The sequence below is a fragment of the Paraburkholderia sp. BR10141 genome (assembly GCF_056155635.1).
The window spans coordinates 168200-195192 of record NZ_JBMIQH010000005.1 but is presented as its reverse complement, the minus strand read 5'-3'; the positions used below and the strand labels follow the sequence as shown (position 1 = coordinate 195192).

General features: G+C 61.5%; 21 protein-coding genes and 1 pseudogene. 13 read left to right on the top strand and 9 right to left on the bottom strand.

Translation table 11 applies throughout. The features are described from left to right. Positions 1–7 precede the first annotated feature (7 nt). The 6 genes from ACOJB8_RS09435 to ACOJB8_RS09410 all read right to left on the bottom strand — a co-directional run bounded on the left by ACOJB8_RS09435 (position 8) and on the right by ACOJB8_RS09410 (position 6803). The gene (locus ACOJB8_RS09435) at positions 8–781 is read right to left on the bottom strand and encodes a siderophore ferric iron reductase (RefSeq protein ID WP_475012202.1); all 774 of its coding nucleotides are present in this window, start codon (positions 779–781) and stop codon (positions 8–10) included. 2 nt (positions 782–783) lie between these two features. Next, positions 784–2676, bottom strand: a complete 1893-nt coding sequence (locus tag ACOJB8_RS09430) for an IucA/IucC family protein (RefSeq protein ID WP_475012200.1) — start codon at positions 2674–2676, stop codon at positions 784–786. A 21-nt stretch (positions 2677–2697) separates the two neighbouring features. Then, positions 2698–3297 carry a GNAT family N-acetyltransferase gene (locus ACOJB8_RS09425; RefSeq protein ID WP_475012198.1) on the bottom strand — a complete coding sequence of 200 codons (600 nt, stop codon included), beginning with the start codon at positions 3295–3297 and terminating at the stop codon, positions 2698–2700. After that, complete coding sequence (locus tag ACOJB8_RS09420) at positions 3287–4510, bottom strand: MFS transporter (RefSeq protein ID WP_475012196.1); 1224 nt, start codon at positions 4508–4510, stop codon at positions 3287–3289. Before ACOJB8_RS09420 ends, ACOJB8_RS09425 begins: the two co-directional genes overlap by 11 nt. Beyond that, a complete protein-coding gene (locus ACOJB8_RS09415; protein WP_475012194.1) occupies positions 4507–5862 on the bottom strand; it encodes a lysine N(6)-hydroxylase/L-ornithine N(5)-oxygenase family protein in 1356 nt (451 codons plus the stop codon). Before ACOJB8_RS09415 ends, ACOJB8_RS09420 begins: the two co-directional genes overlap by 4 nt. Positions 5863–6335: 473 nt before the next feature. Beyond that, the gene (locus ACOJB8_RS09410; RefSeq protein ID WP_069264168.1) at positions 6336–6803 is read right to left on the bottom strand and encodes a YaiI/YqxD family protein; all 468 of its coding nucleotides are present in this window, start codon (positions 6801–6803) and stop codon (positions 6336–6338) included. A 197-nt stretch (positions 6804–7000) separates the two neighbouring features. Between ACOJB8_RS09410 and arcD the strand changes: the two genes are divergently transcribed. Then, positions 7001–8464 (top strand): arginine-ornithine antiporter, encoded by a 1464-nt coding sequence (arcD, locus tag ACOJB8_RS09405; protein ID WP_069263813.1) that lies wholly within the window; start codon positions 7001–7003, stop codon positions 8462–8464. Positions 8465–8492: 28 nt separating this feature from the next. Here arcD and ACOJB8_RS09400 read toward each other — a convergent pair whose 3' ends face one another. Together ACOJB8_RS09400 and ACOJB8_RS09395 are read right to left on the bottom strand one after the other, a co-directional pair. Continuing rightward, a complete protein-coding gene (locus ACOJB8_RS09400) occupies positions 8493–9083 on the bottom strand; it encodes a dimethylsulfoniopropionate lyase (protein ID WP_069263815.1) in 591 nt (196 codons plus the stop codon). 37 nt (positions 9084–9120) lie between these two features. After that, entirely contained in the window at positions 9121–10047 is a 927-nt protein-coding gene (locus ACOJB8_RS09395; protein ID WP_475012399.1) for a LysR substrate-binding domain-containing protein, read from the bottom strand. A 269-nt stretch (positions 10048–10316) separates the two neighbouring features. Here ACOJB8_RS09395 and ACOJB8_RS09390 point away from each other — a divergent pair, with 269 nt between their 5' ends. From ACOJB8_RS09390 to ACOJB8_RS09335, 12 genes and pseudogenes are all read left to right on the top strand, one after another. Next, positions 10317–11576 carry an aromatic ring-hydroxylating oxygenase subunit alpha gene (locus tag ACOJB8_RS09390; RefSeq protein ID WP_475012192.1) on the top strand — a complete coding sequence of 420 codons (1260 nt, stop codon included), beginning with the start codon at positions 10317–10319 and terminating at the stop codon, positions 11574–11576. Positions 11577–11628: 52 nt separating this feature from the next. Next, the gene (locus tag ACOJB8_RS09385) at positions 11629–12729 is read left to right on the top strand and encodes an FAD-binding oxidoreductase (protein WP_475012190.1); all 1101 of its coding nucleotides are present in this window, start codon (positions 11629–11631) and stop codon (positions 12727–12729) included. A 589-nt stretch (positions 12730–13318) separates the two neighbouring features. Continuing rightward, positions 13319–14608, top strand: coding sequence for a quaternary amine ABC transporter ATP-binding protein (locus ACOJB8_RS09380; RefSeq protein WP_475012188.1), 1290 nt, complete (start codon positions 13319–13321; stop codon positions 14606–14608). Beyond that, positions 14605–15486, top strand: coding sequence for an ABC transporter permease (locus tag ACOJB8_RS09375; RefSeq protein ID WP_069263825.1), 882 nt, complete (start codon positions 14605–14607; stop codon positions 15484–15486). Before ACOJB8_RS09380 ends, ACOJB8_RS09375 begins: the two co-directional genes overlap by 4 nt. Positions 15487–15566: 80 nt before the next feature. After that, on the top strand, positions 15567–16448 hold the full coding sequence (locus ACOJB8_RS09370; protein WP_475012185.1) for a glycine betaine ABC transporter substrate-binding protein: 882 nt from the start codon (positions 15567–15569) through the stop codon (positions 16446–16448). Between the two features lie 97 nt (positions 16449–16545). Beyond that, positions 16546–17841 (top strand): serine hydroxymethyltransferase, encoded by a 1296-nt coding sequence (gene glyA, locus ACOJB8_RS09365; protein ID WP_475012183.1) that lies wholly within the window; start codon positions 16546–16548, stop codon positions 17839–17841. A gap of 74 nt (positions 17842–17915) precedes the next feature. Continuing rightward, complete coding sequence (locus ACOJB8_RS09360; protein WP_475012181.1) at positions 17916–18803, top strand: dihydrodipicolinate synthase family protein; 888 nt, start codon at positions 17916–17918, stop codon at positions 18801–18803. A gap of 9 nt (positions 18804–18812) precedes the next feature. Further along, entirely contained in the window at positions 18813–20144 is a 1332-nt protein-coding gene (locus ACOJB8_RS09355) for an NAD(P)/FAD-dependent oxidoreductase (protein WP_475012179.1), read from the top strand. Positions 20145–20161: 17 nt separating this feature from the next. After that, positions 20162–21655 carry an aldehyde dehydrogenase gene (locus tag ACOJB8_RS09350; protein ID WP_368685276.1) on the top strand — a complete coding sequence of 498 codons (1494 nt, stop codon included), beginning with the start codon at positions 20162–20164 and terminating at the stop codon, positions 21653–21655. Between the two features lie 389 nt (positions 21656–22044). After that, positions 22045–23046 carry a LysR substrate-binding domain-containing protein gene (locus ACOJB8_RS09345; protein WP_069263839.1) on the top strand — a complete coding sequence of 334 codons (1002 nt, stop codon included), beginning with the start codon at positions 22045–22047 and terminating at the stop codon, positions 23044–23046. Between the two features lie 76 nt (positions 23047–23122). Further along, positions 23123–24238, top strand: a complete 1116-nt coding sequence (locus ACOJB8_RS09340; protein ID WP_083245201.1) for a GlxA family transcriptional regulator — start codon at positions 23123–23125, stop codon at positions 24236–24238. 236 nt (positions 24239–24474) lie between these two features. Continuing rightward, positions 24475–25625: pseudogene (locus tag ACOJB8_RS09335) on the top strand (porin). Between the two features lie 83 nt (positions 25626–25708). Here ACOJB8_RS09335 and ACOJB8_RS09330 read toward each other — a convergent pair. Beyond that, positions 25709–26941, bottom strand: coding sequence for a M24 family metallopeptidase (locus ACOJB8_RS09330; protein ID WP_475012397.1), 1233 nt, complete (start codon positions 26939–26941; stop codon positions 25709–25711). Positions 26942–26993 lie beyond the last annotated feature (52 nt).

The window sequence follows — 26993 nt, the reverse complement described above, 5'->3', positions numbered from 1 at the left end:
GTCGGTTTCATCCTGTTTCGTGTTGCGCGTTCAGGCGCACGATGCGTTCATGCTTTGCGAGCCGCGGGCAGGTGCTGCAGAGTTCGCCGTCGCGGCGGCGATAGTGGTAACAGCAGGTGCGCCGCTCCAGCGCGAGTGCGTTTGCGCCGTCCGTGCGCGAAAACGGGAAATAGCCTGAGCAGCCTTGCAGGCCGAGCGCTGCGAGCCACTGCCGGCCATGCGCCTCGACCTGTGCGTCGCTCCACTCGGGACGCGCCTTGCGTGCCGCAAGTAGTGCGGCGAGCACTACGTCGGCTTGCGTGCCGCGCGCTGCTGCCGCATTCAGGCGAGTCACCGGCATCAACTCGTCGTGCATTTGCTCGCAGCACGAGACGATTTCGCGTGCGGCGTGCGCGATCAATGCGTGCGTGTCGCCCTGCGCCGGTTCGTGATCGCGTATGCGGACCTCGCGGGTCCAGCCCTCGGCAATGGGTTGCGCGATGTCCGCAAGCGAGAGCGACACGCCTGCCGCATGCACTCCGATCACGCTCAAGTAGAGCGGTTGCCAGATCAGGATGCCCCAGCAGCGCGACGACCAGTACAGGCGGCCCGCTTCCGGGTAGGTGCGCGACCAGAAGGCAAGGAGCGCATCGAGCGCAGCGCGATTGGCGTCCCCGCCAGGCGGCGCCGGGCGCGTATGCACGATGCCTTGCGCGGGGCGCGCGGCTACCACGCCCCGCAATCCCGGTACGAGCCGCGCGGCGAGTTGCAGCATGTCGTCGAGCGCGCGGTTTGCCGCCATGCTTATGCCGCGACCGCTTCGGCGTTCATGCCATTCGCTTGCGCGGCGTTTCGCGCCGCGCCGCGCCTGCCCGCCAGCGGGTTCTGCAGATTGCCCGCCATCTTCAGATTGCCCGCGGGATCGGCGAGATTGACCATCTGCAGGTTGTTGCCGAGTTGCAGGCGGTTCAGGCACGAGTGCAGGAACTCGGGCGCGAAGAGGTCGTATTCGGCGTATTTGCGCGCGAGTTGCGGGTGCTCGTCCTGATAGCGTGCAACGCAGCGCGCCACCGTGTCCCAGAAGACGTCTTCCGTGCAGCAGCCGTGCTCGACGAGTACCTGATTCATGTAGCGGAAGAAGCCATCGAACACGTCGATGAAGATCGCGAGCAGCTTGACGCGCTCGGGCACGTCCACGGCGAGGCGCTTGACGTTTTCCGGAAGCTGCGCATCCTTGTTGAGGATGGCAGATTCTTCCGCAATGTCCTTCATGATCGCGCGCACGGGCACATGGTTTTCAAGCACTAGGATGAGATTTTCGCCGTGCGGCATGAACACGAGATCGTGTGCGTAGAAGCAATGGACGAGGGGCGCGAGATATGCCTCCATGTAGCGCTCGAGCCAGGCTTGCGCCGTGAGCCCCGAAGCCTCGATCAGCGCCGGCAGCAGCGCTGCGCCATGGCGGTCCGTATGCAGCAGCGCGGCCATGGTCATGAGCCGCTGGCCGTCTCCCGCGAGACTGAGCGGATTCTCGCGCCAGAGCGCCGAAAACATCTTCTTGTAGGGGCTGTCCACCTGGACGGCCGCTTCGTAATAGCGATTGCGAAAGCCGATGGACGCGACTTCGCGCAGGATGGTGAACCCTTTGCCTTGCAGATACGCGTCGCTCGCCACGAGGCCTTTGATGAAGTCGTTGATGGCGGGCGTGCCCGACATGTAGTACGGCGAGAGTCCGCGCATGAAGCCCATGTTGAGAATCGAGAGCGACGTCTTCACATAGCGTTTCGAACGGTCCGAGAGATTGAAGAACGTGCGGATCGATTGCTGGGCCTGATAACGGTCCGCGCCGAAGCCAAGGCAAATGATGCGGTTGGTCGCGACATAACTCGCAAACGCGATCGAGAGTTTGTTGAACCACTGCCACGGGTGCGCCGGCATCAACCGATAGTCGGCGAAGTCCACGCCGCGCGCTTCGACGATCGAGCGAAAGCGCGCGATGGTCTCCACGCCCAGTTCTTCTGCCATGAGCTGTTCGTAGTCGAGGTCGGCTGAGCTGTGGAACGCGGCGTTCTCCTTGTGCACGGCGAGCCAGACGATTTGAATCGGCGAGCCTGCCTCGGGCGCGAACGCGCGATAGTCGCCCGCGTCGAAGCCGAGCCTGCCGTTGTTGGCGACGAAGCCTGGATGGCCTTCGCTCATCGCGGTTTCGATCGACTGGAAATCGGCATCGAGGAGTTCGGCTGTGTCCGGGCCATCTTTCACCGCTTTATAGGCTGCGCCATACAGCGTGCTGCTGATTTCATCGAGGTAGATGGGCAGCATCTCCTCCTTGATGCCAAGCCGCGCTTTCACGTCGAGGATGAAGGCGAGGGCGTCGAGCGGTTGCGGCGCGCCGTCCTGCGAGCACACGATGGTCTCGGGGCGAATGCTCCAGTGGCGCAGTGCGAGCAGGCGCGCGTCGAAGGTGTAGACGCGGGTACCGTCGTCGGATTCGAGCGCATAGCGCGCGTAGTGCTCGCCGGGCGCATCGCCCACACGCTGTGGCTCGACGATCAGCTCGTGCGCATACTCGGCAATGGCCTTGCGCACCAACATGCGGTTCGCGTGCTGCCACACCTCGGGTATGAGGTGGGCGGTAGCCTCATGGGGCGTGAGGAGCACATGTTGCATGGAAGCCTGGGTTGCGACGTGATTCATGTTGCGATGTCCTTATGGAATTTAGTGATCCTGCGTAATGGCGGCGTAAAAAGCGGATCGCGTGCAGAAAGCGAGCGAGGCGGTCTTCTCGCGAAACGCGACGTCCTTCGTATACACGAAGCCCATCGCGCGATTCAGGGCGTGGATGCGTGCGTTGCGCGCATCCGGCTCGACGACGACGCGCTGCGCGCCAAGGCGCTCGAACAGGAACGCCATGAGGGTTTCGAAGACGTGGCGCGTGTAGCCCGATGTGCGCCGGGCCGCGGGGCCGACGAACAGATGCATGCCGAGGTCGCCCTCGCACACGTCGTAGTGCTCGCCGATCTCTTCGTGAGCCGGGTCGTAGCTTTCGAACAGGAAGGCGGGTACGCCATCCTGCGAACCGAGCCAGGCGCGCGCGTGCCCCGAGTCCTCGATAGCCTGATAGAACGCGGCCACCTCCGTCACGCTCTTGTCGCGCATGTTCCAGAACGCGGCGCGTTCTTCGATGAACCAGCGGTGCAGCGTGGGCGCGTCGCGTTGCGCGTCGAGCGGGCGGATGTGAAAGGCCTCGGGCATGGCCATGCGTGCAGCCGGGACATGACACAGCGCGATTTCCTCGGCAGCGATTTCAGTTCGCACGGGCGGTGACTCCTGTTTCGGCAATCGGGTTGGAAAGGGCCGAGTCCTGGGCGCGCGGCCGGGCGAGCAGCCAGACGCTCGCGAGCGCCGTGAAAACGAGGCCCACGGACGCCACGAAGAACGGCGCACGCAAGCCGGCTTTGTCGACGATCGCGCCGGCCGCGAACGAAGCCAGCAGCACGCCGAGGTTCTGGAAGAAGTTGATGACGCTGTAATCGGCGGCATACGAGGCGGGCGTGCTCAGTGCGAACATCGTCACGTCGAGCTTCACGACGATCTGGAACAGCGCCCAGCCGAACATCACGCGGCCCACGACGATCCACAGCGGCGCCTCCACGCCTTGCAGCAGCATGCCGGCGGTGCACAGCAGCAGGTTCGCGAGCATGTGGTCGGGCACGCGCTTGCCCTGGGTGGCGAGGCGCTTGTTCAGGCGCAGCGCGACGAGCGCGACCATGCCGGGAATGGCGAACACGAGCCCCGGAACCAGTTCGCCGGGCGCATGAGTGACGGCTTGCCAGTACGCCGCCATGAACGGCCGGATGAGATACACGCAGAAGTCGAACGCGAGCATGAGCAGTGCGAGACGCAGGATCGGCATGCGCGCACGCAGACCCGGCTTGACCGGTGCTTCATCGGCAGAGTCCGCAAACCGGCAGCGCCGCGCAATGCGGTGAGTGCGGATCAGCGCAAGGCAGATCGCCATCTGCACGAAGTCGCCGGCGGCCATCGCGAAGATGCAGTGATGCGCGTCCCAGACCTGCATGACGAAGCCGCCCGCCACCGCGCCCGCAATCGCGCCGAAGTGCACCACCACCGAAAGCACGCCGATGGTATGCGGATGCGATTCTTTCGCTTCGAGGCGCATCATGTACGGGTACATCAGCAGATAGCTGCTTTTGCACATGAACATCGCGAGCGAGAGTACCCAGAAGAGCGGCACCGTCGCGGCGAAATAGCTCGCGACCGAAAGCACGCCCGCGGCGCACTGCGTATAAACGAGCAGATGCATGGCGTCGAGGCGCTTCGCAATGCGTGCCCAGAGCGGCAGCGTGAGCATCACGACAATGGAGATGAACGCCACGTAAGCGCCCGCATGCACGGGGCTCGTCACGCCATAGCGCGCGGCGAAGAACTGCGGGTAGAAGGGAATCAGGATCGCATCGCTGATGACGGCGAAGGTCGTCATCAGGATGATCGTGCTGCGCAGCTTCATTGCGCCTCCAGCGGCATCTTCACGAACGCTTCCGTGTCCGGCACCGAGAAGTCCTGCAGCGCGATGCGCCGCTCGATCTTGTAGTGCTCCACACCGGTCAGCTCGCGCAGAATGCAGGAGTTGCGATAGCAGCTCATGCCGAGGTCGGGGTTGGTCAGGCCGTGGCTGTAGAGCCCTGCGTTCTGCACGAAGATCTCGCGCCCGCTTACGTCGATTGCATAGTTGCGCGAGAGCCTGTAGCGCCCCTTGTCGTCCCAGCGGATGCGTGCGCGAATGCCCTCGATGAAGCCGGGCACGTTCTGCCCATAGCCGGTCGCGAAGATCGCGCCGTCCGTCACGTGGGTGTATTGCACGCCCTCGTCGCGTTGCACGAAGCGCAGGTGAAAGCGGTCTTCGATACGGTCGTGACGACAGGCGCTCAACTCGGAATTGGTGATGAGGCGCGCGCTGTTGCAGCCGCGGCTGCGGCGGTCGTCGAGCAGGTCATAAATCTGGTTGATGAGCGAGGCGTTCACGCCTTTGTAGAGACTGTCCTGCTTGGCAATGATGTTTTCGCGCACGCCGTCCGGCAGGTTGTAGAAGTAGTCGATATAGTCGGGCGAGATCATTTCCAGCGTGAGCTTCGTATTTTCCATCTGGAAGAAACGCGGCGAACGCGTGATCCACGTGAGCGTGTAGTCGTGCTCGTCGCTTTCCTTGAGCAGGTCGTAGAAAATCTCGGCTGCACTCTGGCCGCTGCCGATCACGGCAATCGAGCGCTTTTGCTGCAGCTCGGCTTTGCACGCCACGTAATGCGCGCTATGGATGCAGCGCTCGCGCAGCTCGGCGCAGCACGGCGGCAATTGCGGCACGGAACCCACGCCGATCACGAGGCGCGCGGCGCGATGCATGAACGGCTGGCCGGTGCGCACGTGCCGCCCGCGCACCAGGTAATGGCCTTGCTGCGCGTCGTATTCAACGTGCTCCACGCTCGAGCCGAACGCGATGCTCGACAGTTGGCTGATAGCCCATTTGCAGTAGCGGTTATATTCGGCGCGGCTTAGATAAAAGCGCTCGCGAATGTAATACGCATAGAGCTTGCCTTCCTGCTTGCAGTAGTTGAGGAAGCTGAACTTGCTTTTGGGATCCGCGAGGCTGACGAGATCGGCGAGAAATGGGTTTTGCAGCGTCGTGTCGTCGATCAGCATGCCCGGGTGCCAGTCGAAGTCCTCGTTGCGTTCGAGGAAGAGGCCGCGCAGATCGCGGATCGGATCGGCGAGGCAGGCGAGACTCAGATTGAACGGCCCGAGGCCGATCGCCACGAAGTCGAGCACGGGCGAGGTTGGACCTGGTTTGACATTAGTTGTACTCATGATTGAACTTTCACCTGGAGCGGAAAGGACCATGTCGGGTTACCTCATCGAAGGACCAAGACGGCGAGAAGGCTAACGAGGCGCAACGCGCAACCGTTTACGCGGCGCGTGACGCTTCGATGAGAATGAGAGTGATTCGCGTTTGATGATCATAGGAAAGACGCCGCCCAATGGCAAGAGCGAAACGCACAGCGTTGAGGACGACGAACTATCGTGTCTGCCCAATACGCATCGAGCCCGGCAGGGGCGATCCGCGGCAAAGTCCGGCTGGGCTGGGGCGGGCGGGGGATCGGCTTGTTTCGGGAGGCAGCGGGGTTCGCGGTCGCGCCGCCTCATTTTTGGCGTCAAATCACCTGACAAAAACCCTGCGCTTTGCAGGGGTTAGCGGCGCGCAGGAAATATTTCGGCTCTAATCGCGCGCGATTCGCGTGTGCGGGACCACGACGATCCCAAACGTCTCGCGCCTTCTGCGCTCACTCAGTCTTGCGCGGCGGCGGGCTATGCCGCGCGAGAAATCGATCGAGCTGGCCGGCGAACGCCTTGCTGTCACGCGCGCTGAACGGCGCCGGACCGCCCGTTTCGATGCCTGCATTGCGCAGTTGATCCATCACGTCGCGCATCGTCAGCCGTTCCTGAATGTTTTCGCGCGTAAACCAGTTGCCGCGCGGATCGAGCGCTTGCGCGTTCTTTTCGAGCACCGCTGCGGCAAGCGGTATGTCGGCGGTAATCACGAGGTCGCCCGCCTCGACCAGTTCGACGATACGGGCGTCAGCCGCGTCGAAACCCGCCGGCACCTGAATCGACTTGATAAAGGGCGACGGCGGTGTGCGCAGATATTGGTTTGCCACCAGCGTCACCAGGACTTCGGCACGCCGCGCGGCCCGAAACAACATGTCCTTGATGACGGCGGGGCAGGCGTCAGCGTCGACCAGCACTTGCATGTAGGGAATCCCGGCACAGTAAAGCGCGATCATATCGCAATGCCGGCGATGCGCCGTGCATTGCCCGACGTTTCCTGTCGTTTCCTGTCGCATTCCGAATGCACCGCGTTTTCCTTGCATTTGCCTGCATACCTGCCAACATTGATTTCGCAATGGAGCCGGATACGCCGACCTGACACTGCGAAGACGGAGCGGATATGAGCGACGCCACCCACGGGTTCGATGCCGCTGGGGAACACAGGGAGACAAACGGGCTGCGACTGGGTGCGCTCGTTGCCCTCGTCGTGGGCTCGATGATCGGCGGCGGCATCTTTTCGTTGCCGCAGAATATGGCCGCTTCGGCCGGTGTGGGCGCCGTACTGATTGGCTGGGTCATTACGGCCTTCGGCATGCTGGCCCTCGCGCTCGTATTTCAGACACTCGCCAACCGCAAGCCGAATCTCGATGGCGGCGTCTACGCATACGCCAAGGCCGGATTCGGCAATTACATGGGCTTCGCCTCGGCCTGGGGCTACTGGATCAGCGCGTGGCTCGGCAACGTCGGGTACTACGTGCTGTTATTCAGTACGCTCGGGTATTTCTTCCCTGTATTCGGCGAAGGCAATACGTTACCCGCAATCGCCTGCTCCTCGGTGCTGCTGTGGAGCGTGCATTTTCTGGTGCTGCGGGGCATCAAGGAAGCGAGTTTCATCAATCAGTTCACGACGATTGCGAAGATCGTTCCACTCGTCCTGTTCATTCTGATCTGCCTCCTCGCGTTTCGGCTGGATGTCTTCTCGGCCGATATCTGGGCGCGCTCGAATCCGGCGCTGGGCGGTGTGCTGGATCAGGTCCGAAACATGATGCTCGTCACGGTCTGGGTGTTCGTCGGCATCGAGGGGGCGACCGTTTTCTCGGCACGTGCCGCGGATCGCAAGAGCGTCGGCAAGGCCACGGTGATCGGATTTTTCGTCGTGCTTCTCGTGCTGGTGCTCGTCAATGTGCTGGCGCTCGGCATCATGACGCAGCGTCAACTCGCGGGGCTGAAGAATCCCTCGATGGCAGGCGTGCTTGAACACGTTATCGGACATTGGGGCGTGGTGCTGGTGAGCGTGGGGCTTGCCATTTCGTTGGCCGGCGCGCTGCTTTCGTGGGTCATGCTGTGTGCGGAGATTCTGTTCTCGGCCGCGCGCGACCGCACGATGCCCGCGTTCCTCCGCAAGGAAAACGCGAGACAGGTGCCGGCCAACGCGTTATGGCTGACCAACGGCATGGTGCAGCTGTTTCTGCTCATCACGCTGGTGTCGAAGGGCACGTATCTCTCGCTCATCTATCTCGCCACCTCGATGATTCTCGTGCCTTACTTCTGGTCGGCGACGTACGCGCTGCTGCTTGCCATTCGCGGCGAGACTTACGAGTTGTCGCAACCGGAACGCCGCAGGGATTTGGTGATTGCTGCGGTTTCCGTGCTCTACGCTGTCTGGCTGCTTTATGCGGGCGGCGTGAAATACCTTCTCCTTTCGTCGCTGCTTTATGCGCCGAGCGTCGTCTTGTTCGCCAAGGCGCGGCGCGAGGCCGGGGAAAACGTGTTTACGCATCTGGAGAAATTCGTATTCGCGGCCGTGCTCGTTGCCGCGATCGTGGCAGGCTACGGCTTGTATCGCGGGCTGCTGAACCTTTGATTGGGCCGCCGATAGTCGAAAGGGACGCTTATACCAGCAGACACCATAGCGCGAGGAGCGGAGTGGCGCCCGAGCGCATGGCGTGCAGGCTGTTGGGCGGATTGCGGAGGCCACCGCCGATGCCTGGATCGAACCAGTCGCCGTCACGCTGGCGAAATTCCCCGGCACTGAGGAGCACATAGGCTTCCTCAGGGGGATGTCGATGATCGGGGTATCGCGTGTTCGGCGCGAGCAGCGAAAACCCTAGCTGCACGTCGTATCGGCTTTCCATGCCGCCGGGACCGCAAATCATGCCGTTCACGTGCTTCTCGACATAGTCCTTGCTTCCGTTCGATCCGGACGTTCGCCGCTGCCAGCCGATAGCGGGTTCGAGCGTTTTGATGGCGCGGGCCGTATCGCCGAGACTGCTTGTTTCGTCAAGCAACGGCCTCAGTGCCGAATCGAGGAGGTCGCAGGCGGGATAGCGTGCGAGGTTGCGCTTGCCGTCGTCCGATGGCTGTTCGAGTCGCTCGAATACTTTCATGGCCATCTGGCGGCCGGCCTCCGGCAGCGCTGGCGCCTGAAACAGCGCTCGGGCTACGCGAATGAAATGCTCGAGGTTCTCATGTCGTTGATACATGGGGGCTCCGGTAATTGTGTTGATAGGACTCCTGCAGTCAGCGCCGCGCCGGATCCCCTCGCAGCCACTCGATAAGCTGCGTGATGACGGGGGTAATGGCCCGGCCGTGAGGCACCACGACGAAATAAGCGTCGGTGGGGCGGACAGTTGCGAGGCAGATGCGAACCAGGTCGCCTGTTTGCAGCAGGTCATCGACCAGTCTGTTCCACCCGAGTGCTATTCCCTGTCCGTATCGCACGGCTTGAATGGCGTCGGTGTAGAGGCTGCACCGTAGCAGCTTGTTCAGGCGCGCGGGCCGGTACCCGACAGCGCGAAACCATTCGTTCCAGCCCATCCATCCTTCGGACGTGGCATCCGACTCCACGAGCGCCATCTTCGCGAGGTCGTCGAGCGAGCGCGGCGTGCCGTATTCCTCGAGGAACTCCCGCGAGCAGACGGGAAAGACTTCAACGTCGAACAGCAAGGTCGAAGTTCCGTCCGGCCAGTTGCCGTCCCCATAGCGCACGGCGACATCCACTTCCACATGCCGAAGGTCCGCCGTAAACATGTCGGTCGACAAACGCAGCTGCAAGGGCGGATCGAGCTTCTTCAGCTTCGCGAGCCGCGGCAAGAGCCGGAACTGCGAAAACGCAGCCGTCGAAGCCAGCACCAGTTCTCGTTGCTCGGTTCCGGTCACCAGTCGATCGAAGACGCCGGCGATCTTCTGCATGGACTCCGCGACCACCAGGTAAAGCGCTTCGCCTTCACTCGTCAGATCAATCGACCGGTGCAGGCGGTGAAAGAGTTGCACGCCGAGCGTTTCTTCGAGGAACCGCACCTGTCGGCTCACGGCGGACTGCGTGACACCCAGTTCGCTTGCCGCATAGGTGAAACTTCCAAGGCGTGCCACGGCCTCGAACTCGACAAGGGCGGTCAGCGAGGGAACGATCCGACGATAGCCTTTCGTTGCTTTGGTGGTTTTCATCCGCTTTCCAATCTGTCGACGGGTAAGGCGAGTGGGGGTTGTTGCCTGCATTGACGGCCATCTCTTCCGGGGAAGCCCTGATCTGGAATTCCCTGCTAGTCGACCCGGGAGGCCCATTTCGTGCGCCGCATTTCGGGCGCATTTTCGCATGATTTAAACGAATGTGAAGCAGCTTATAAAGCGCGTTGACGGTGCGTTTTGAAGGTCCAATACTTCACGCCATATCAGTGTCCCGAACGCTACGCAACGTTCTCATCCAGAGGCTCACCATGTCTGAGGTTCAAATTCAAACGCACCGCGAACTCGTCGATAGCCGCAAGAAAGGACACGGCATGCCCGGTGAATTGTTCGGGCGTCAGGACGTCTTCGAAACGGATGTCGAAGTGTTTTTTCACAAGCTCTGGATTCTCGTTGGTGTGACGGCCGACGTGCCGGAACCGGGCGATGTCCACACGGTGGATATCGGCCGTGCATCGATCATCATCGTGCGCGACGACGACGAGAACGTGCGGGCGTATCGCAACGTTTGCCGTCATCGTGGCTCGCGCATCATGAAGAAGGCGGGCAAGGCAAGCGTCGGGATGCTCGTGTGTCCGTACCATCAGTGGACGTACGACCTGGACGGCAGCCTCAAGCATTCGACGCATATGGGCAAGGACTTCGACGCAAGCTGCCACAGCCTGATTCCGGTCCATGTGAAGACGGTGGGCGCGCATATTTTCGTGTGCCTCGCCGACGAACCGCCTGCGGACTTCGAGAAGCTCGAGGCCGTGATGGCCCCGCGCTTCGCGCCGTACGACCTGGCCCGTACGAAGATCGCCTATGAAATGGAGATCGTCGAGAACGGCAACTGGAAGCTCGTGATGGAAAACAACCGCGAGTGCTACCACTGCGCGGGTACGCATCCGGAGCTGACGAATTCGTTTCTCGCGGAAGACTTCGGCTTTTGTCCGGACGGCCAGAGCGAAGCGTCGCTGCAGGCCTACGACGATTACCTGAAGCGCAACGCGGCATGCCAGGAGAACTGGGAAAAAGACGGTTATGTCTGCGGCACGGTTGAAGCGCTCGACGAAAGCGTGGATACCAACTTCCGCACTCAGCGCCTCGTCATCTCGGGTGCAAACGAATCGCAGACGCTGGACACGAAAGTGGCCTGCACGAAGCTGCTGGGCGACGTCACGCGCCGCGACCTCGGCGACGTCCACATGTGGGGCCACCATTCGTGGACTCACGTGATGAGCGACCATGCCGTGATCGCCTATAGCCTGCCCCTCGCGCCGGACAAGACGCTCGTGCGCACGCTCTGGCTGGTCCATGCAGATGCGGTGGAAGGCGTGGACTACGACCTGAAGCGGCTCACTGAAGTGTGGGTCGCAACCACGACGCAGGACGCGGAGCTCGTCGGGAACACGCATGCGGGAACGCAGGATCCGGCCTATATTCCGGGTCCTTTCTCGAACTTCACTGAGGCAGCGCTCGACCAGTTTTCGCGCTGGTACGACGCGAAGCTGAAGGCGCACGGAGTTTGAGGTCGCCATGGACGTAGCCGCGGATTCATGTTTCATCGGGCAGGGTCAGGACATGCTTGATCGCTTTTGCAGTGCGAGCACGTGGGAACGCGCTGATGCACAGTGGCCGAGTCACGAGCAGCGCATGCTGACGTGCATGCGCGTGTGTGCCGAGACGCACGACGTGCGGACTTTCGTGTTCAGCACGCGGGAGGGCCATTTCAGTTTCGAGCCGGGCCAGTTTATTACTGTGTCCGCCGAAATCGACGGCAAGGAGGTCAGCCGCTGCTACACGATCTCCTCGCCGCCCACGCGTCCCTATACGCTTTCCATTACGGTCAAGCGCACGCCGGGCGGCGTCATGTCGAACTGGCTGCACGAGAACATGCGAGAGGGCGTCGAGTTGAAGGCCTTCGGGCCGTCGGGGGTGTTTACGCCGTCTTCGGGACCGGCTGCCAAGAGTCTCTATCTTTCGGCGGGATCGGGCGTGACGCCGTTGATGTCGATGACGCGCGCGGCGCTCGACCTGGGGCTGAACCGCGACATCGTGTTCATTCATAGCGCAAGAACGCCGGAAGACATCATCTTCCGCATCGAGCTTTCGAACTTGTGTGCGCTCTCGGACAAACTGCGTGTGGTACATGTCTGCGAGGCGCTCGGGAGCGAACCGGACTGGTCGGGGCCCGTGGGGCGCCTCAGCCTGGATCTGTTGAAGGAGCATGTGCCGGACTATCGCGAGCGCGAGGTGTTCATCTGCGGACCCGGTGGTTATATGGACGCTTGCAGAAAGATGCTCGCGGATGGCGGCCATGACCCCGCCCACTATCATCAGGAAAGCTTCAACTTCGCGGAGACCGTGGAGTGCGCCGAAGGGCCAGTCGCCGAGGCCAGCGCCGAGCCGGCTGCGCAGGCCGGCTTTACGGTGCAACTGGCGCGCTCGGGCCGCTCGTTCACGATGGACGCCTCGCAGACCGTGCTCGTCGCCGCGCGCAAGGCCGGCGTGCCCTTGCCGTCGTCATGCAGCCAGGGCATCTGCGGGACCTGCAAGACGAAGGTGCTCGAAGGTTCCGTGGACATGAAGCACAACGGCGGCATCCGTCCGCGCGAAATCGAGAAAGGGATGCGGTTAATGTGCTGCAGCCGCCCGACTTCGAACCTGGTACTCGATTTGTAGCAGGGCGACTATGGTCTGAATGGCTTCGGCAAGCCGTTCAGCTTGAATTGAAATGCTCCAACGCCCTGTCGTGGCCCGCAATGCGGTGCCGGTCACGACAGGGCAATTCTTTTTTGTCGTCTGATATTCAGCCCAATTCCTCGTAGTTTCCTGCATTTTCCTCCCATTCTCCTGGTAGTTTCCCAGACTAAAACCCCCCAGGACTTTCCCTCGTTCCATGCGGCGCGCTCTACTTCGCGATCATTGGGCCAAAGGCAGCCGTTCCCGGCACTCAATTGCCCGCAAAGTCCCAACCCGTATAGGGTCCGCGCGCCGTTCGCTTATTCGCTAAACGTTTCATTACTCACCGGGCACTTTGCATGCATTACCAAAGGTATGGGAAAGGGCCGAAAAAATGTAGCTGGAGCGCGCAATTTGGATTGCTACGCTGCAATCACTGCATCAGTTGCTGCACCCGAGCCGGATTCACCGAAATAGTGAATTCGAAACCGGATAAGCGTCGATGCGAGCTGAATCGCCGCGCTAGAACTTCAGGCCGTACCGGAGTTCACCAGCGCCACTTTTCTGAACCAGCCAGCTGGGATGACAAATGGCCCCTCATCTGACGTTCGCACCGGGCGACACATTGCCGCCAGGCGCAATCAACACAGCGGGTACGCCTTCGGTGGCCCGGCCCATTGCCATATCAGGAACCGACATCCTGACGGTCAAGAACCTGTCGAAGATCTTCGGCCCGAAGCCCGAGGTTGCTGCGCAACTGGTCAAGCAGGGCCTGGGACGCGATGAGGTCTTCAAGCGCACCGGCAACATGGTGGCGGTCAACGACGTCAGCCTCAACGTGAAGGCCGGCGAGATCTTCGTCATCATGGGACTCTCCGGTTCCGGAAAGTCGACGCTCGTGCGTCTGCTCAATCGCCTGATCGAGCCGACGTCCGGCCAGGTCGTTCTCGAAGGCCGCGACATTGCGCCGATGTCCACGCCCGAACTGCGTGAAGTGCGCCGCAAGAAGATGGCGATGGTGTTCCAGTCGTTTGCGCTGCTGCCGAACCGCTCAGTGCTCGACAACATCTCGTATGGCCTGGAAGTCGCGGGCATGAAGAAGTCCGAGCGCTATGAAATCGCACGCGCCGCGCTCAAGCGCGTGGGACTCGGCTCGTACGAAAAGCTGCTGCCCAGCGAACTCTCGGGCGGCATGCAGCAGCGGGTCGGTCTCGCGCGCGCCCTGGCCGTCAATCCTGCTGTGCTGCTGATGGATGAAGCCTTCTCCGCACTCGATCCGCTGATCCGCTTCGAAATGCAAAGCGAACTGCTGCGGCTCCAGAAGGAGGAGCAGCGAACCATCGTCTTCATTTCGCACGATATCGAAGAGGCCATCAAGATTGGCGGCCGTATCGGCATCATGAAAGACGGCTGTCTGATTCAGGTCGGCACGCCCGCCGAACTGATCCAGTCTCCTGCGGACGACTACGTACGGGACTTCTTCCGTCACGTAGACGTTTCGCGTTTCCTCAAGGCCGAGAGCCTGATGACCCGCGTCGAGCGCGGACTGATTACCGGCGACGTCGGCGCGCCCGCTGAACGTTACCTCAATCAACTGATCGATAGCGGTGCCGAGTGCGGTTACGTGTGCGATCAAGCCGGCCGCTACCAGGGCTGCGTCACGCCCGCTTCGCTGCACAGGGCGGGTGCCCAACCCCTGCGCGAAGCGTTGCTCAAGAACTTGAGCACGGTCTCGCTGGACACCGACCTGCACGAACTCTCCGCGATCGCACTGAGCCAGCAACACGACGTGCCGGTGACGGACGCGGCAGGCAAGCTCGCGGGAGTCGTGTCGTGCCGAACGATACTCAAACAGGTTATGGAGCGGAGGGCAGCATGAATTCGTCAGTCATCGGCAAGTTCGCAGAGAACGCCGTCAATTTTCTGTTCAATCACTTCCAGGGCGGATTCAACGCGTTTTCCGCGGCGTTGGGCGCAGTCGTCAAGCTGCTCGAAGACGGCCTTGGGGCGATTCCCTTCGTCGCGATGCTCGTCTTTCTCGTGGCGTTCGCGTTGTGGCGCCGTGGGATCGCCTTCGCCGTGTTCGTCGGCATCGCGCTGCTGCTCATTCACTACATGGGGCTGTGGCCGCAAACGGTCGCTACGCTGGCCCTTGTCGTTGCCGCGACGGTTTTCAGCCTCATCGTCGGCGTGCCGCTCGGCATCTGGGGCGCGCGCAACAAGCGGGTGGAACTGATTCTGCGCTCGCTGCTCGATTTCATGCAGACCATGCCGGCGTTCGTCTATCTGATTCCCGCCGTGATCCTGTTTGGCCTCGGCCGCGTGCCTGCCGTGATCGCCACCGTCGTGTTCGCCATGCCCCCCGTGGTGCGCCTCACGACGCTCGGCATCCGCCAGGTTCGCGAGGAATTGCTGGAAGCAGGCCGCTCGTTCGGCAGCACCGACGCGCAACTGCTCTGGAAAATCCAGCTGCCGAATGCATTGCCGTCCATCATGGCCGGCGTGAACCAGACCATCATGATGTCGCTTTCGATGGTCGTGATCGCCTCGATGATCGGCGCAGGCGGCCTCGGCGAATATGTGTTGAGCGGCATCCAGCGGCTTGACATCGGCATCGGCTTCGAAGGTGGCCTCGGCGTCGTGCTGCTGGCCATCGTGCTGGACCGCCTGACGGAGACGTTCGGCGTGAAATCGAAGAAGAGGAGACCCGTCGCGAAGGTGGGCAAAGCTGGCACCACCGAAGCGGCGCATAGCTGACTAGCCGGATGCCTGCCTGACATCACAGGCAGGTCATCCGTGACGAATGAGTAGTTTCAATATAAATCCGGAGTACTAACATGATTAGCGATACTTTCAAATCACTCGTGACGAAGCTGGCGCTATCGACGGTCGTCGCCATGAGTGTCGGCGTCGGGTCTGCGGTAGCGGCGGAGCCGATCAAGCTGGCGATCACCGACTGGGCCGACGTTCTCGCCACGGCCAACGTCGCCAAGTACGTGCTCGAAGCGAAACTGAATCAGCCGGTCAAGTTCGTCAATGCAGACATCGGCATTCAGTTCCAGGGCGTGGCACGCGGCGACCTCGACATCATGGTGGGCGGCTGGCTACCGGTGACGCACGCTGTGTACTACGCGAAGTACAAGAACGATCTGGATGATGTCGGCGTCATTTACACGGGCGGCCGAAACGGCTGGGCCGTGCCCGCCTACGTGCCGGAGTCGGAAGTGTCGTCGATTTCGGACCTGAACAAGCCGGACGTCAAAAGCAAGCTCGACGGCACGATCCAGGGCATTGGTCCGGGCTCGGGCCTCATGCAGGCCTCCCAGAAGTCGGTTCAGGCCTACGACCTGAATGGCTACAACCTGCAGTCGTCGAGCGAAGCCGGGATGCTCGCTGCCGTGTCGCGTGCGTATCAAACGAAGCAGTGGGTCGTGGCCACAGTCTGGAGCCCGCACTGGCTCTGGCAGAAATGGCAGATGCGCTACCTGAAGGACCCCAAGGGCACGCTGGGCGGCGAAGAACAGGTCCACGCGTTCGCATCCAAACAGTTCGCCACCAGGTTTCCCCGCGCCGACGTGTTCTTCAAGCATTTCAAGCTGACGCTGGCTGATGTCGAAGCCATCGAACTCGAAGGCAACAGCACGAACGACTATGCGACCGCCGCGAAGAAGTTCGTCGACGCGCACCCGGACAAGCTGAAAGCCTGGCTGCAGCAGTAACCACCAGGTTCGTATTCACGGGGGCAGGAAAGGCCCGCTGCCCCGAGTTCATGTACTAGCAGGGCCTGCTTGACACGATTACTTCCTGGAGTGACCTGTGAGCGAATACTCGTGCTTCTTTTCTGAAACGCTCCAGAGCCGTGACCCGGTCATCGCATCGGAGATCGCGCTCGAATTGCGCCGGCAACAAACGCAGATCGAATTGATCGCTTCCGAGAACATTGTTTCGGCGGCGGTGATGGAAGCGCAAGGGACGGTGCTGACCAACAAGTATGCCGAGGGCTATCCGTCGAAGCGCTATTACGGCGGCTGCGAGCATGTGGACCGCATCGAGGCGCTCGCGATCGACCGCGTGAAGGCCCTGTTCGACGCCGAATATGCCAACGTGCAGCCGCATTCCGGCGCGCAGGCAAACGGCGTAGTCATGCTCGCGCTGGTCAAGCCGGGCGACACGGTGATGGGCATGTCGCTGGACGCCGGCGGCCACCTCACGCATGGCGCGTGGCCAGCGCTTTCCGGCAAGTGGTTCAATGCCGTGCAATATGGCGTGAGCCCGCAGACTTGTCGCATCGACTACGACGCCGTGCGGCGGCTCGCGCAGGAGCACCGGCCAAAGCTCATTATCGCGGGCTATTCGGCCTATCCGCGCGCGCTCGACTTTGCGGCTTTCCGTGAAATCGCGGATAGCGTCGGGGCCCTGCTGATGGTCGATATGGCGCATATCGCCGGCATCGTCGCGGCCGGCCGCCATGCAAATCCGATCAAGTACGCGGACGTCGTGACGTCGACCACGCACAAAACGCTGCGCGGCCCGCGTGGCGGCTTCATCCTGACCAACAACGGCGACCTCGCCAGGAAGATCAATTCCGCCGTGTTCCCCGGCTTGCAGGGCGGTCCGCTCATGCATGTCATCGCGGGCAAGGCGGTGGCGTTCGGCGAAGCGTTGCGTCCTGAGTTCGCGGGCTATATCGACCGCGTGCTGCGCAATGCCGAGGCGCTCGGCAACGTGCTGCAATCGGGCGGGCTCTCGCTCGTCACGGGCGGCACCGATAACCATCTGCTGCTCGTCGATCTTCGTTCCAAACGCATTACGGGCACGCAGGCTGAAAAAGCCCTCGAGCGCGCGGGCATCACTTGCAACAAGAACGGCATTCCGTTTGATACGGAAAACCCGACAGTGACTTCCGGCATCCGGCTTGGCACGCCGGCCGGTACGACGCGCGGATTCGGCACGGCTCAATTCGAGCAGATTGGCGAAATGATTCTCGAAGTGCTGGCGGGCGTCGAGCGCGAGCCGGGCGGCGACGACCACGTCGAGCGCGCCGTGCGCAGCCGCGTACGGGATCTGTGCAACCAGTATCCGATTTATTCGCACGCCGACGCGCTGGCATAAGCCCAGGCACTCAGCGCGCAAATGCAGTGAAGACCCGTTTATCTGTTTGAAGACTACTGAACAAAGGAATCGAAATGAGCTTCGAGGGCGTACATACTCCGCTGGTCACACCGTTCAAGGAAGACGGTGAAATCGACCATGCGTTGCTCGGCAAGCATGCAGCGAATCTCGCAGGCCGCGTATCGGGACTCGGGATCGGCGGCACCACCGGCGAATACTACGCGTTGAGCTTCGAGGAACGCGTCAAGACTTTCAACACCGTTGCCGAGGCGGCGGGTGGAAAAACCTATCTGACCGCGGGCATCAACGCGACCACGACGAAGGAAGTGACTCGACTGGGTCTCGAAGCGAAGCGTGCAGGTCTGTCGTCGCTGCTGGTGGCCGCGCCGTACTACGCGCAGCCCACGCAGGAAGAACTGCTCAGCCACATGCTGAAGGTCGACGACGCGCTCGACATGCCGATCATGCTGTACAACTTTCCGGCCCGCACGGGCACGGAGATCAGCGATGACGTGCTGGCAACGCTGCTCGAGCGCCCGAACTTTATCGCCATGAAGGAGAGCACCGGCGATATTTCGCATCTGCATCATCTCGTCACGCACTTCAAGGACCGGCTGGTGCTCAGCTGCGGCATGGACGACCAGGCCCTCGAATTTTTCGCGTGGGGCGCGAAGAGCTGGGTAGGCGGCGCCTCCAACTTCCTGCCGGAAGCACACACGGCGCTGTTCGATGCGTGCGTCAAACAGAACGATTTCGTTCTGGGCCGCAAACTGATGACGCAATTGCTGCCGGTGCTCGAACTGCTCGAGCGCAGCGGCAAATTCATTCAGTACGTGCGCTACGGTTGCGAACTGGTGGGGCTGCCGGTTGGTGTGGCGCGTGCACCGCTCGGCTCGCTCACGCAAGAGGAGCGCAGCGCGTTTGCGCAGCTTGTGCAACCGCTTATTCGCAACGCCCAGTAATAACCGAAAATGGTCTCGAACCTGGAATTCGCGCGGTTTCCTGCGCCAGATGGCGTCAACGGCTGGTGGGAGAGTCTCCCGCCGGCGGGGCCTGCCAGAAGCGTGTCGTCGGAGCATCGATACGATTGGGTCGTTGTGGGCGGCGGCATCACCGGGCTTTGCGCGGCTCGCCGGCTTGCCGAACTGGCGCCCGATGCATCGATCGCGCTAGTCGAGGCCGATCGCATCGGGCGCGCGACGGCCGGCCGTAATTCCGGATTCTTCGTCGATTTGCCCCACGACATCAGCAGTGAAAGCTATTCGCGCAGCGTGGCAGAGGACAAGGCCGACGTGCGGTTCCAGCGGCATGGCATCGACTACGTGCGCTCGATCGTACGGCAACACAATATCGACTGCGATTGGCGCGACGAGGGGAAATTCCACGCCTCGGTCAACAAGAAGGGGCTCGACGCGCTTTTGCACTTTGCGCGGGGTCTGACGCGCATCGACGAAGCTTTTGAATGGCTCGATCAGGCAGCCATCCGCGAGGTAACGGGCACGGACTTCTATCAGGGGGCGCTATTTACGCCGGGCTGCAGCACGGTGCAGCCTGCGGCGCTCATGCGCGGCCTCGCGGCCACGCAGCCGGAGAACGTCACGGTATTCGAGCTGAGCGCAGTCACCGAAATCGAGCATCGCGGCAACGAGAAAGTCCTGCATTTCGCCAAGGGAAAGATCGTCGCCAAACAGGTGATTCTCTGCACGAACGCTTATGCTGCGACGTTCGGCATCCACCCCAATGGCTTGCTGCCCGTCTACACCTTTGCATCGATGACGCGCGTCATGAATGCGGGCGAGGTCGAGAAGCTGGGCGGAACGCGGTCGTGGGCGCTGATCCCGGCTGACCCCATGGGCACGACCGTGCGCCGTCTTGCCACGGACCGTATTTGCGTGCGTAACCATTTTGCGTTCAGGCCGGGACTGCAGGTGTCCGAAGCCGATCTCGCGAAGGCGAAAACGCTGCATCAGCGCTCGTTCGACCGCCGATTCCCCATGCTCGAGGGCGTCGAGCTCGAGTATACGTGGGGCGGTCCACTGTGTCTCTCCGCGAACAACGGCGCGCTGTTCGGCCGCCGCGACGATGGCATTCTCGAAGCGGTGGGCTGCAACGGGCTCGGGCTGAGCCGAGGATCGTCGTCGGGCAAGCTGATTGCCGAATACGCGCTTGGCCAAAGCAGCGAGCTTGTCCATCAGCTTCTGAATCAACCCCACCCGCGTTCGCTGCCGGTTCGGCCCATCGTGGACATGGCCGTGTCGGCGACGATCTGGGCAAAGGAAATGTCGGCGGGCGCCGAGCTTTAATCAACCAAGGACACGAGATGACGACGCATCAGGAATGGAAGCAGAAAGCCGCGGAGCTGGCACTCGACGGCCGGGCACTCATCGCCGGAGAGCGGTGTGATTCGGCAGCGGGAGAATCCTTCGCTACGCTCAATCCGGCATCGGGCAAGGTGCTTGCGGAAGTGGCGAAATGCGGTGAAAAGGATGTGGATCACGCGGTCGCCGCTGCCCGCAATGCATTCGAAACTGGCGTATGGTCAAGGGCCGCGCCGGCCCATCGCAAGGCGGTGCTGCTTCGCCTCGCGCAACTGATCGACGAGCATGTGGACGAGCTGGCGCTTCTCGAAGCGCTGGAGGCGGGCAAGCCGATCAGCGAATGCCTCGCGCTGGATATTCCCGAGTCGGCAGCCTGCATTCGTTGGCATGCCGAAGTGACTGACAAGCGTTACGACGCGCTCTCGCCTTCGGGCGCGGATGTCGTTAGCATGATCACGCGTGAGCCGATTGGCGTGGTGGGCGCGGTCCTGCCCTGGAATTTCCCCGCGCTGATGCTGGCCTGGAAGATCGGTCCCGCTTTGTCGGTTGGCAATAGCGTGGTCGTGAAGCCTGCGGAGCAAACGTCGCTCTCGACTCTGCGCATCGCGGATCTCGCGCTCGAGGCCGGCGTGCCCGCGGGCGTGTTCAGCGTCGTCACGGGTTTCGGCGATAGCGCGGGGCAGGCGCTGGGCCGCCATCCCGATGTCGACCTCGTCGCGTTCACGGGCTCGACCGCGACCGGAAAGCGCTTTTTGCACTATTCCGCGGATACCAACCTCAAGCGTGTGGTGCTCGAATGCGGCGGCAAGAATCCGCAGGTGATTCTTCCCGATGTCGCGAATCTCGATGCGGTCGCCGAACAGGCCGTCGCCGCTGCGTTCTGGAATATGGGAGAGAACTGCAGCGCCGGTTCGCGCATTCTCGTTCCATCGAGCAATCGGGCGGAACTGATCGAGAAAGTTCAGGCTGTTCTCGCGCGCTGGAGGACGGGTGACCCGCTCGACCCGGACACCAAGCTCGGCGCGCTGATCGAGCAAAAGCACTACGAGAAGGTGCTGACGCACATCGAGAAAGCGAAGGAGCAGGGCGCACGCGTGGTTTGCGGCGGACGTGCCGTGCTGACCGAGACCGGCGGATGGTTCGTCGAGCCGACGATCTTCGATCAGGTCACGCCGGATATGGCCATCGCGCGCGAAGAAGTGTTCGGGCCGGTCGTGTGTTTTATCGAATACGAGGACGTGGAAGACGCCATTCGCATCGCGAACGACACCTGCTATGGACTGGCGGCTTCGTTGTGGACCGACAACGTGAACAGTGCGCATAAGGTTGCGGCGCGGATCCGTGCGGGCACGGTCACGGTAAACTGCTTCGGCGAGGGGGACCTCTCGACGCCATTCGGCGGCTTCAAGCAATCGGGCTTCGGCGGCCGCGACAAGTCGGTCTACGCACACGACCAGTATTGCGAGCTGAAGACGACCTGGTTGAAACTCGCCTGAACTGGCAGCGGTAACGCGCGCGAGCGGGCCGTCAGGCCCCGCTCGCCTTCCGTGGCGCGCTTGCGCCACAGCTGAACAGGACTTGCATGCTAATGCGCATCGGATTCGTTGGAACGGGTGCAATCACAAAGGCCGTGGTGACCGGGCTGCTGCGCTCGGGCCTGTCATTCGAGCGGATCACACTTTTCTCCGCGCGGCGAACAAACGGCTGGCGAACTGGCGGCACCACAGTAGAAGGGCGATGCTGCATCATTTATAAGACCCATATTATGGAACGCCTCACTTGCCACGGGGCAAACGGACTCGCACACTATTCTCATCCGGATCCCTTTATCGTTCGTGGCGAGCTTGAATGCGCCATGCGAGCACCCGTTTAAAGAGCGCAAGCCATGTTAAAGAAGCAGCTATTCGCAGACAGACTCCTCGCCCAGATGCCGTCGCTCCGTGCTCTCCGTTGCTTCGTGACGGCGGCGAGATACGAAAGCTTTACCCAGGCGGCGGAGGTCCTCTGCGTGACGCAGGCCGCAATCAGCAGACAAATCAAGGAGCTCGAAGACTCGCTCGATGTCGCGCTGTTCGAGCGCACCGGGAGGCATATCGCGTTGACCGACGCAGGACGCATTCTGTACAACGCGTCGTACCTCTCGATCATGAATATCGCCGAAGCGGCGGAGGCGGTGCGGCGCACGGATCGGCACGCATTGACGATTTGCGTCTCGCATACGTTTTCGGCCCTCTGGTTGTCGCAGCGCCTCCCGGCGTTTCGTGCGCGCTTTCCGGATATCCGGCTGCACGTAATGGTCACCGAGCACTTCATGGAACTGGACGAACTCATGGAGCCCGACATCATCATCACGAAGAATCCGCCGCGTGAGCCGGAGTATGAGGTCGAGCCGCTGTTTCATGATGTCGTTTATCCGGTTTGCAGCCCGACGTTTTACGACCGGTATTTTCGCGGCAAGAAACTCAAGCCGCTCGACCTGCTTTCCGAACCCACGTTGAATCTCTCGTTGCTCGGGCGCGCCCAGGTGTGCGAACACGTGGATTGGCGAGTGTGGCGCAACTGGTTCCAGCAGGGCGACGGCACGGACATGCTGGCTGAAAACCGCAACCTTGAGAGCAACGACTACCGGCTTCTCGTCGCGCAGGCGGAAGCCGGCGAAGGGACGCTGCTGGGCTGGCATCATCTGCTCCATCTTCAGGTCGAGCAGGGACGCCTGATACGGCCTGTTCCGGATGCGCTCGTCTTTAGAGACCGCTACCACTATCTGATTACGCACCGGAATGCGCGGCCTCGCACCGAGTATCTGCAGTTTCGGAACTGGCTCAGCGAAGAAGCCGGTGCGATGATGCGCGACTGGCTCGATGCCGGTGTTGCGGTCACCGGCTAATTATCACAGGCTAATCAACGGGCAACGGATTTCGACCGTATCGATTGTCTGGAATGCATTGACAGAGGCGGTCCTCATGGTTCACCACGCGATTGACAGCGAAGCCACGGCGGCGAGGCGGCTGCGTTTCGGGATCGTGCTATTGCCCAACTTCACGTTGACCGCGTTCTCCGGCTTCGTCGATTTGCTCAGGCTCGCCAGCGACGAAGGCGACATGAGCCGGCCGGTGCGGTGCGCATGGACCATCGTCGGAGAAAACCTCGTTCCGGTTCGCGCCAGTTGCGGAATCCAGATCACACCGTGGACGACCTTCGATGCGGATGAGGCGTTCGACTATGTCGTGATCGTAGGCGGGCTGCTGCATTCGGGACCGCCGGCCAGCGACGCAACGCTCTCCTTCATTCGCGCGATGGCCGAAACGCCGGCCACGCTCGTGGGACTCTGTACGGGGGCGTTCGCACTCGCCCGGGCCGGCGTGATGAACGGCTATCGAATTTGCGTGAGCTGGTTCCACTACTGGGATTTCGTCGAGCGTTTTCCGCAAGCCGATGAGCGCGACCTCGTTGCGGACCGGCTCTTCGTGATCGACAGAAGGCGCATTACGTGTTCCGGCGGCCGTGCGTCGATCGACGTGGCCGCGGCGATTCTGCTGCGCCATGTCGAGGCCACGATCGTGCGCAAGGCGCTGCGTATTCTGCTCGTGGACGACGCGCAGAAAGGCAACGCGCCGCAACCGCATCCTCCGGGCCTCGCGCCTGCCACGCATCCCAAGGTCAGGCGCGCGATTCTGCTGATGGAGCAACACGTTGGCCAGCCGCTGAGTCTGCCGGACCTGGCGCACAGGCTCGATGTTTCGGTGCGCCAGCTCGAACGCCTTTTCACGACGGAAACCGGCAAATCGCCGGGCGCGTACGCGAGGCAGATCCGCATACGCATGGCGTCATGGCTGTTGACGAGTTCGGACCGCACGGTTGCGGATATCGCGTCGTCATGCGGCTTTTCCGACGCCTCGCATCTCGGCCGTGAGTTTCGCAAGGAATTTGGCGAGTCGCCCAACGAATATCGCACGACGCGGCTGCCGAACGCTCATGAGGCGCTGCTGGGCACGCCGGAGCCGGATACCCCGTTGCCTGAGGAATATGTCGAGGCACCGGCTCGGCAACTGCAAGGTGAATCGAATAGATTGCGGTAGCAGTGCCGAGAGATCACTTAATTTAAAGTCATCCGAAAAGGAAAATAAATCACGTTGAAAGCCTGCGGCGTTGCTTCAATACTCCGCGCACCGGTTCCTCGTCGTGCCATAGATTGATGACAATGAAAGGAGACAACCACAGACAAGAATACTTAGGTAAGCTACATATTTAATCAATCAGAAAACGTACATACGATCATTCGTTCTCGAATGACAACCAGGTTTGGAGAACTTCGATGAAAGGACGCAGTGTAATCGCGGCATCGATATTGGCGGCATTTGCCGCTCCCGCGATGGCTCAAAGCTCGGTAACGCTCTATGGCGTGATCGACGAAGGCTTCGACTTCACAACAATGCAGGCGGCAGCAAGCTGTATGAACTGCAGAGCGGCTATGTTCAAGGCAGCCGTTGGGGCATGAAGGGCGCGGAGGATCTCGGCGGTGGTCTGAAAGCCGTGTTCCAGCTTGAAAACGGCTTCAACGTCAATAACGGGAAACTCGGGCAGGGCGGCTTGATGTTTGGCCGGCAGGCCTTTGTTGGCGTGGCGAGCGACACGTATGGTACGGTCACCCTGGGGCGCCAGTACGACTCGTTGGTCGATTTTCTCGCACAGACTACGGCGAATGGAAACTGGGCCGGCTATCTCTTTTCGCACCCGTATGACAACGACAACACGGACAACACGTTTCGCGTGAACAACACGGCGAAATATACGAGCCCGTCGCTCGCAGGTTTCCAGTTCGGCGGCACGTATAGCTTCAGCAACGACACGAATTTTGCCAACAACCGACAGTACAGCGTCGGCGCCCAGTACACGAACGGTTCGCTTTTGATCGCGGCGTCATATGTGCAGGCCAACAACCCATCTTCGACGGCCACTGGCGCGATCAACAACGGCGGCGACGAAAATTTCCTGGCGCAACGCCTGCGTATCTTCGGCGCGGGGATCAACTATACGATCGGTTCGGCAACGCTGGGCTTTGCATACACGAACACCGCCGTCACCCAACCGGTCAGCAACGGCTATATTGGCGCGATCACGCCTCCCGCCGGATCGAATCTGTCGTCGCTGCGCTTCCAGAACTTCGAAGTGAACGGGAAATATCAGTTCACCCCGGCCTTCTTCGTGGGTGCGATGTACACCTACACGCGCGCGGATTTCAATGCCACCACCGGCAAGCTGCATCCGAACTATCAGACCATCGGTCTGATGGCGGACTACAATCTGTCGAAGCGCACGGATCTCTATCTGCAGGGTGCGTATCAGCACGTTGGCGGCGACAAGACCCAAACGGCGCTCGACGTCGCTTATGTTCCGGGTGCCGCGGACGTTTCGTCTAACTCGAATCAGCTCGTGATTCGCGCTGCAATCCGTCACAAGTTCTAATCACCCGCGCAATCGCCGACGGCGTGCTGGCGGGCACGCCGTAACGAGCGCGAAGTGCGTCCCTGAACGCCGCACGCCACATGTCACAGCCAGTCAGTCTCGAAGGCGCAACCGGTCAAAGAGGCGCAGCCGTCCTCGGTGAGCACGACTTGCTGCTCGAGCTTGACGCCCTGCGTACCGCCTTCCGCACCGATATAGCTCTCGATGCACACCGTCATGCCCACTTCGAAGCGACCGTCGTAGCCCGCGCTGTCCCAATCGACCTGGTGGGCAATCGAAGGATATTCGTCGACCATGCCGATACCGTGGGCAAGGCAGCAGTAACGGTTCTTGACGAACGGCTCCGGAATCTTCCACGCCTTTTCCGAGAACTCTCGAAACGTCATGCCCGGCTGAAGAAGCTCCATATTGAAATGGACCTGTGCAAACGCATACTCGTAGAGCTTGCGCTGCTCGTCAGAAGGACGGCCGTCACCAACGAGCCACGTACGGGAGATGTCCGAACAGTAGCCGTTCGGTCCCACCATATCCGTGTCGAAGACCAGCAGGTCGCCTTTCTGTAGAACGCGCGACGAACATTCGTGCATCCACGGGTTCGTGCGGTCGCCGGAGGCGAGAAGCCGGGTCTCGATCCACTCGCCGCCGTGCCGGATATTTTCGTAATGGAGATACGCCCACAGGTCGTTCTCGGTCATGCCGGGGCGAAGCTCGCGTTTCATGCGCCCGATGCTCGCCTCGCAGGTGCGCAACGATTCGCCGATCAACACGAGTTCACTGGACGACTTGATCAATCGCGCCGTTTCCATCAGGGCTTGTCCGTCGAGCAGCGAGATGCCGTGCTTTTCCAGGTAGGCTGCGCCGAACGGATCGAGCCGGTCGACTGCCAGCACATGTTCGCCGGGTGCGTGCTGGCGCAATACGTCGACGATCTCGGCACCCCAGACCTGCGCGCGGCGCTCCGCCTCGTGGCCCGCGTTGAAGAATGTCCAGCTGAGCGCGCCGCGCAATTCCACATCGAGGTCCAGCCCGTCCCAGACATGCTCGCTGCTGTGAAATTCCCAGGCGACGACATGACCGTCTGCGAAGACCATGACGTAACGCGCGGGATTGCGGCCGGCCCATACCTGCATGTTGGAAGTGTCGGTCGCGTAGCGAATGTTCACCGGGTCATAGAGCAGGATGGCGGGCACGTTGTGCTTGCGTAATTGCTCCTGCACGCGCGCGAGCCGCCAGGCCCGGACGTCACGCAAGATCGCGTCTTTGCGGGTCGGTTCGATCGTGCTGCGTGTCGCATCCAAAAGCGGGGCGCTCGTCATCCTCTTTCTCCTGGCCTGGCATTGATAGCGTGTTGCCTTTGAGTATTGGAGG

Bases quoted from the DNA above. Each gene is read 5' to 3' on its own strand.
- ACOJB8_RS09415 (WP_475012194.1), bottom strand. From the start codon at position 5,862: ATGAGTACAACTAATGTCAAACCAGGTCCAACCTCGCCCGTGCTCGAC.
- ACOJB8_RS09375 (WP_069263825.1), top strand. From the start codon at position 14,605: ATGAATTCGTCAGTCATCGGCAAGTTCGCAGAGAACGCCGTCAATTTT.
- ACOJB8_RS09380 (WP_475012188.1), top strand. From the start codon at position 13,319: ATGGCCCCTCATCTGACGTTCGCACCGGGCGACACATTGCCGCCAGGC.
- ACOJB8_RS09360 (WP_475012181.1), top strand. From the start codon at position 17,916: ATGAGCTTCGAGGGCGTACATACTCCGCTGGTCACACCGTTCAAGGAA.
- ACOJB8_RS09350 (WP_368685276.1), top strand. From the start codon at position 20,162: ATGACGACGCATCAGGAATGGAAGCAGAAAGCCGCGGAGCTGGCACTC.
- ACOJB8_RS09370 (WP_475012185.1), top strand. From the start codon at position 15,567: ATGATTAGCGATACTTTCAAATCACTCGTGACGAAGCTGGCGCTATCG.
- ACOJB8_RS09435 (WP_475012202.1), bottom strand. From the start codon at position 781: ATGGCGGCAAACCGCGCGCTCGACGACATGCTGCAACTCGCCGCGCGG.
- arcD (WP_069263813.1), top strand. From the start codon at position 7,001: ATGAGCGACGCCACCCACGGGTTCGATGCCGCTGGGGAACACAGGGAG.
- ACOJB8_RS09345 (WP_069263839.1), top strand. From the start codon at position 22,045: ATGTTAAAGAAGCAGCTATTCGCAGACAGACTCCTCGCCCAGATGCCG.
- ACOJB8_RS09400 (WP_069263815.1), bottom strand. From the start codon at position 9,083: ATGTATCAACGACATGAGAACCTCGAGCATTTCATTCGCGTAGCCCGA.
- ACOJB8_RS09340 (WP_083245201.1), top strand. From the start codon at position 23,123: ATGGTTCACCACGCGATTGACAGCGAAGCCACGGCGGCGAGGCGGCTG.
- ACOJB8_RS09395 (WP_475012399.1), bottom strand. From the start codon at position 10,047: ATGAAAACCACCAAAGCAACGAAAGGCTATCGTCGGATCGTTCCCTCG.
- ACOJB8_RS09410 (WP_069264168.1), bottom strand. From the start codon at position 6,803: ATGCAAGTGCTGGTCGACGCTGACGCCTGCCCCGCCGTCATCAAGGAC.
- ACOJB8_RS09355 (WP_475012179.1), top strand. From the start codon at position 18,813: ATGGTCTCGAACCTGGAATTCGCGCGGTTTCCTGCGCCAGATGGCGTC.
- ACOJB8_RS09330 (WP_475012397.1), bottom strand. From the start codon at position 26,941: ATGACGAGCGCCCCGCTTTTGGATGCGACACGCAGCACGATCGAACCG.
- ACOJB8_RS09385 (WP_475012190.1), top strand. From the start codon at position 11,629: ATGCTTGATCGCTTTTGCAGTGCGAGCACGTGGGAACGCGCTGATGCA.
- ACOJB8_RS09390 (WP_475012192.1), top strand. From the start codon at position 10,317: ATGTCTGAGGTTCAAATTCAAACGCACCGCGAACTCGTCGATAGCCGC.
- ACOJB8_RS09420 (WP_475012196.1), bottom strand. From the start codon at position 4,510: ATGAAGCTGCGCAGCACGATCATCCTGATGACGACCTTCGCCGTCATC.
- ACOJB8_RS09430 (WP_475012200.1), bottom strand. From the start codon at position 2,676: ATGAATCACGTCGCAACCCAGGCTTCCATGCAACATGTGCTCCTCACG.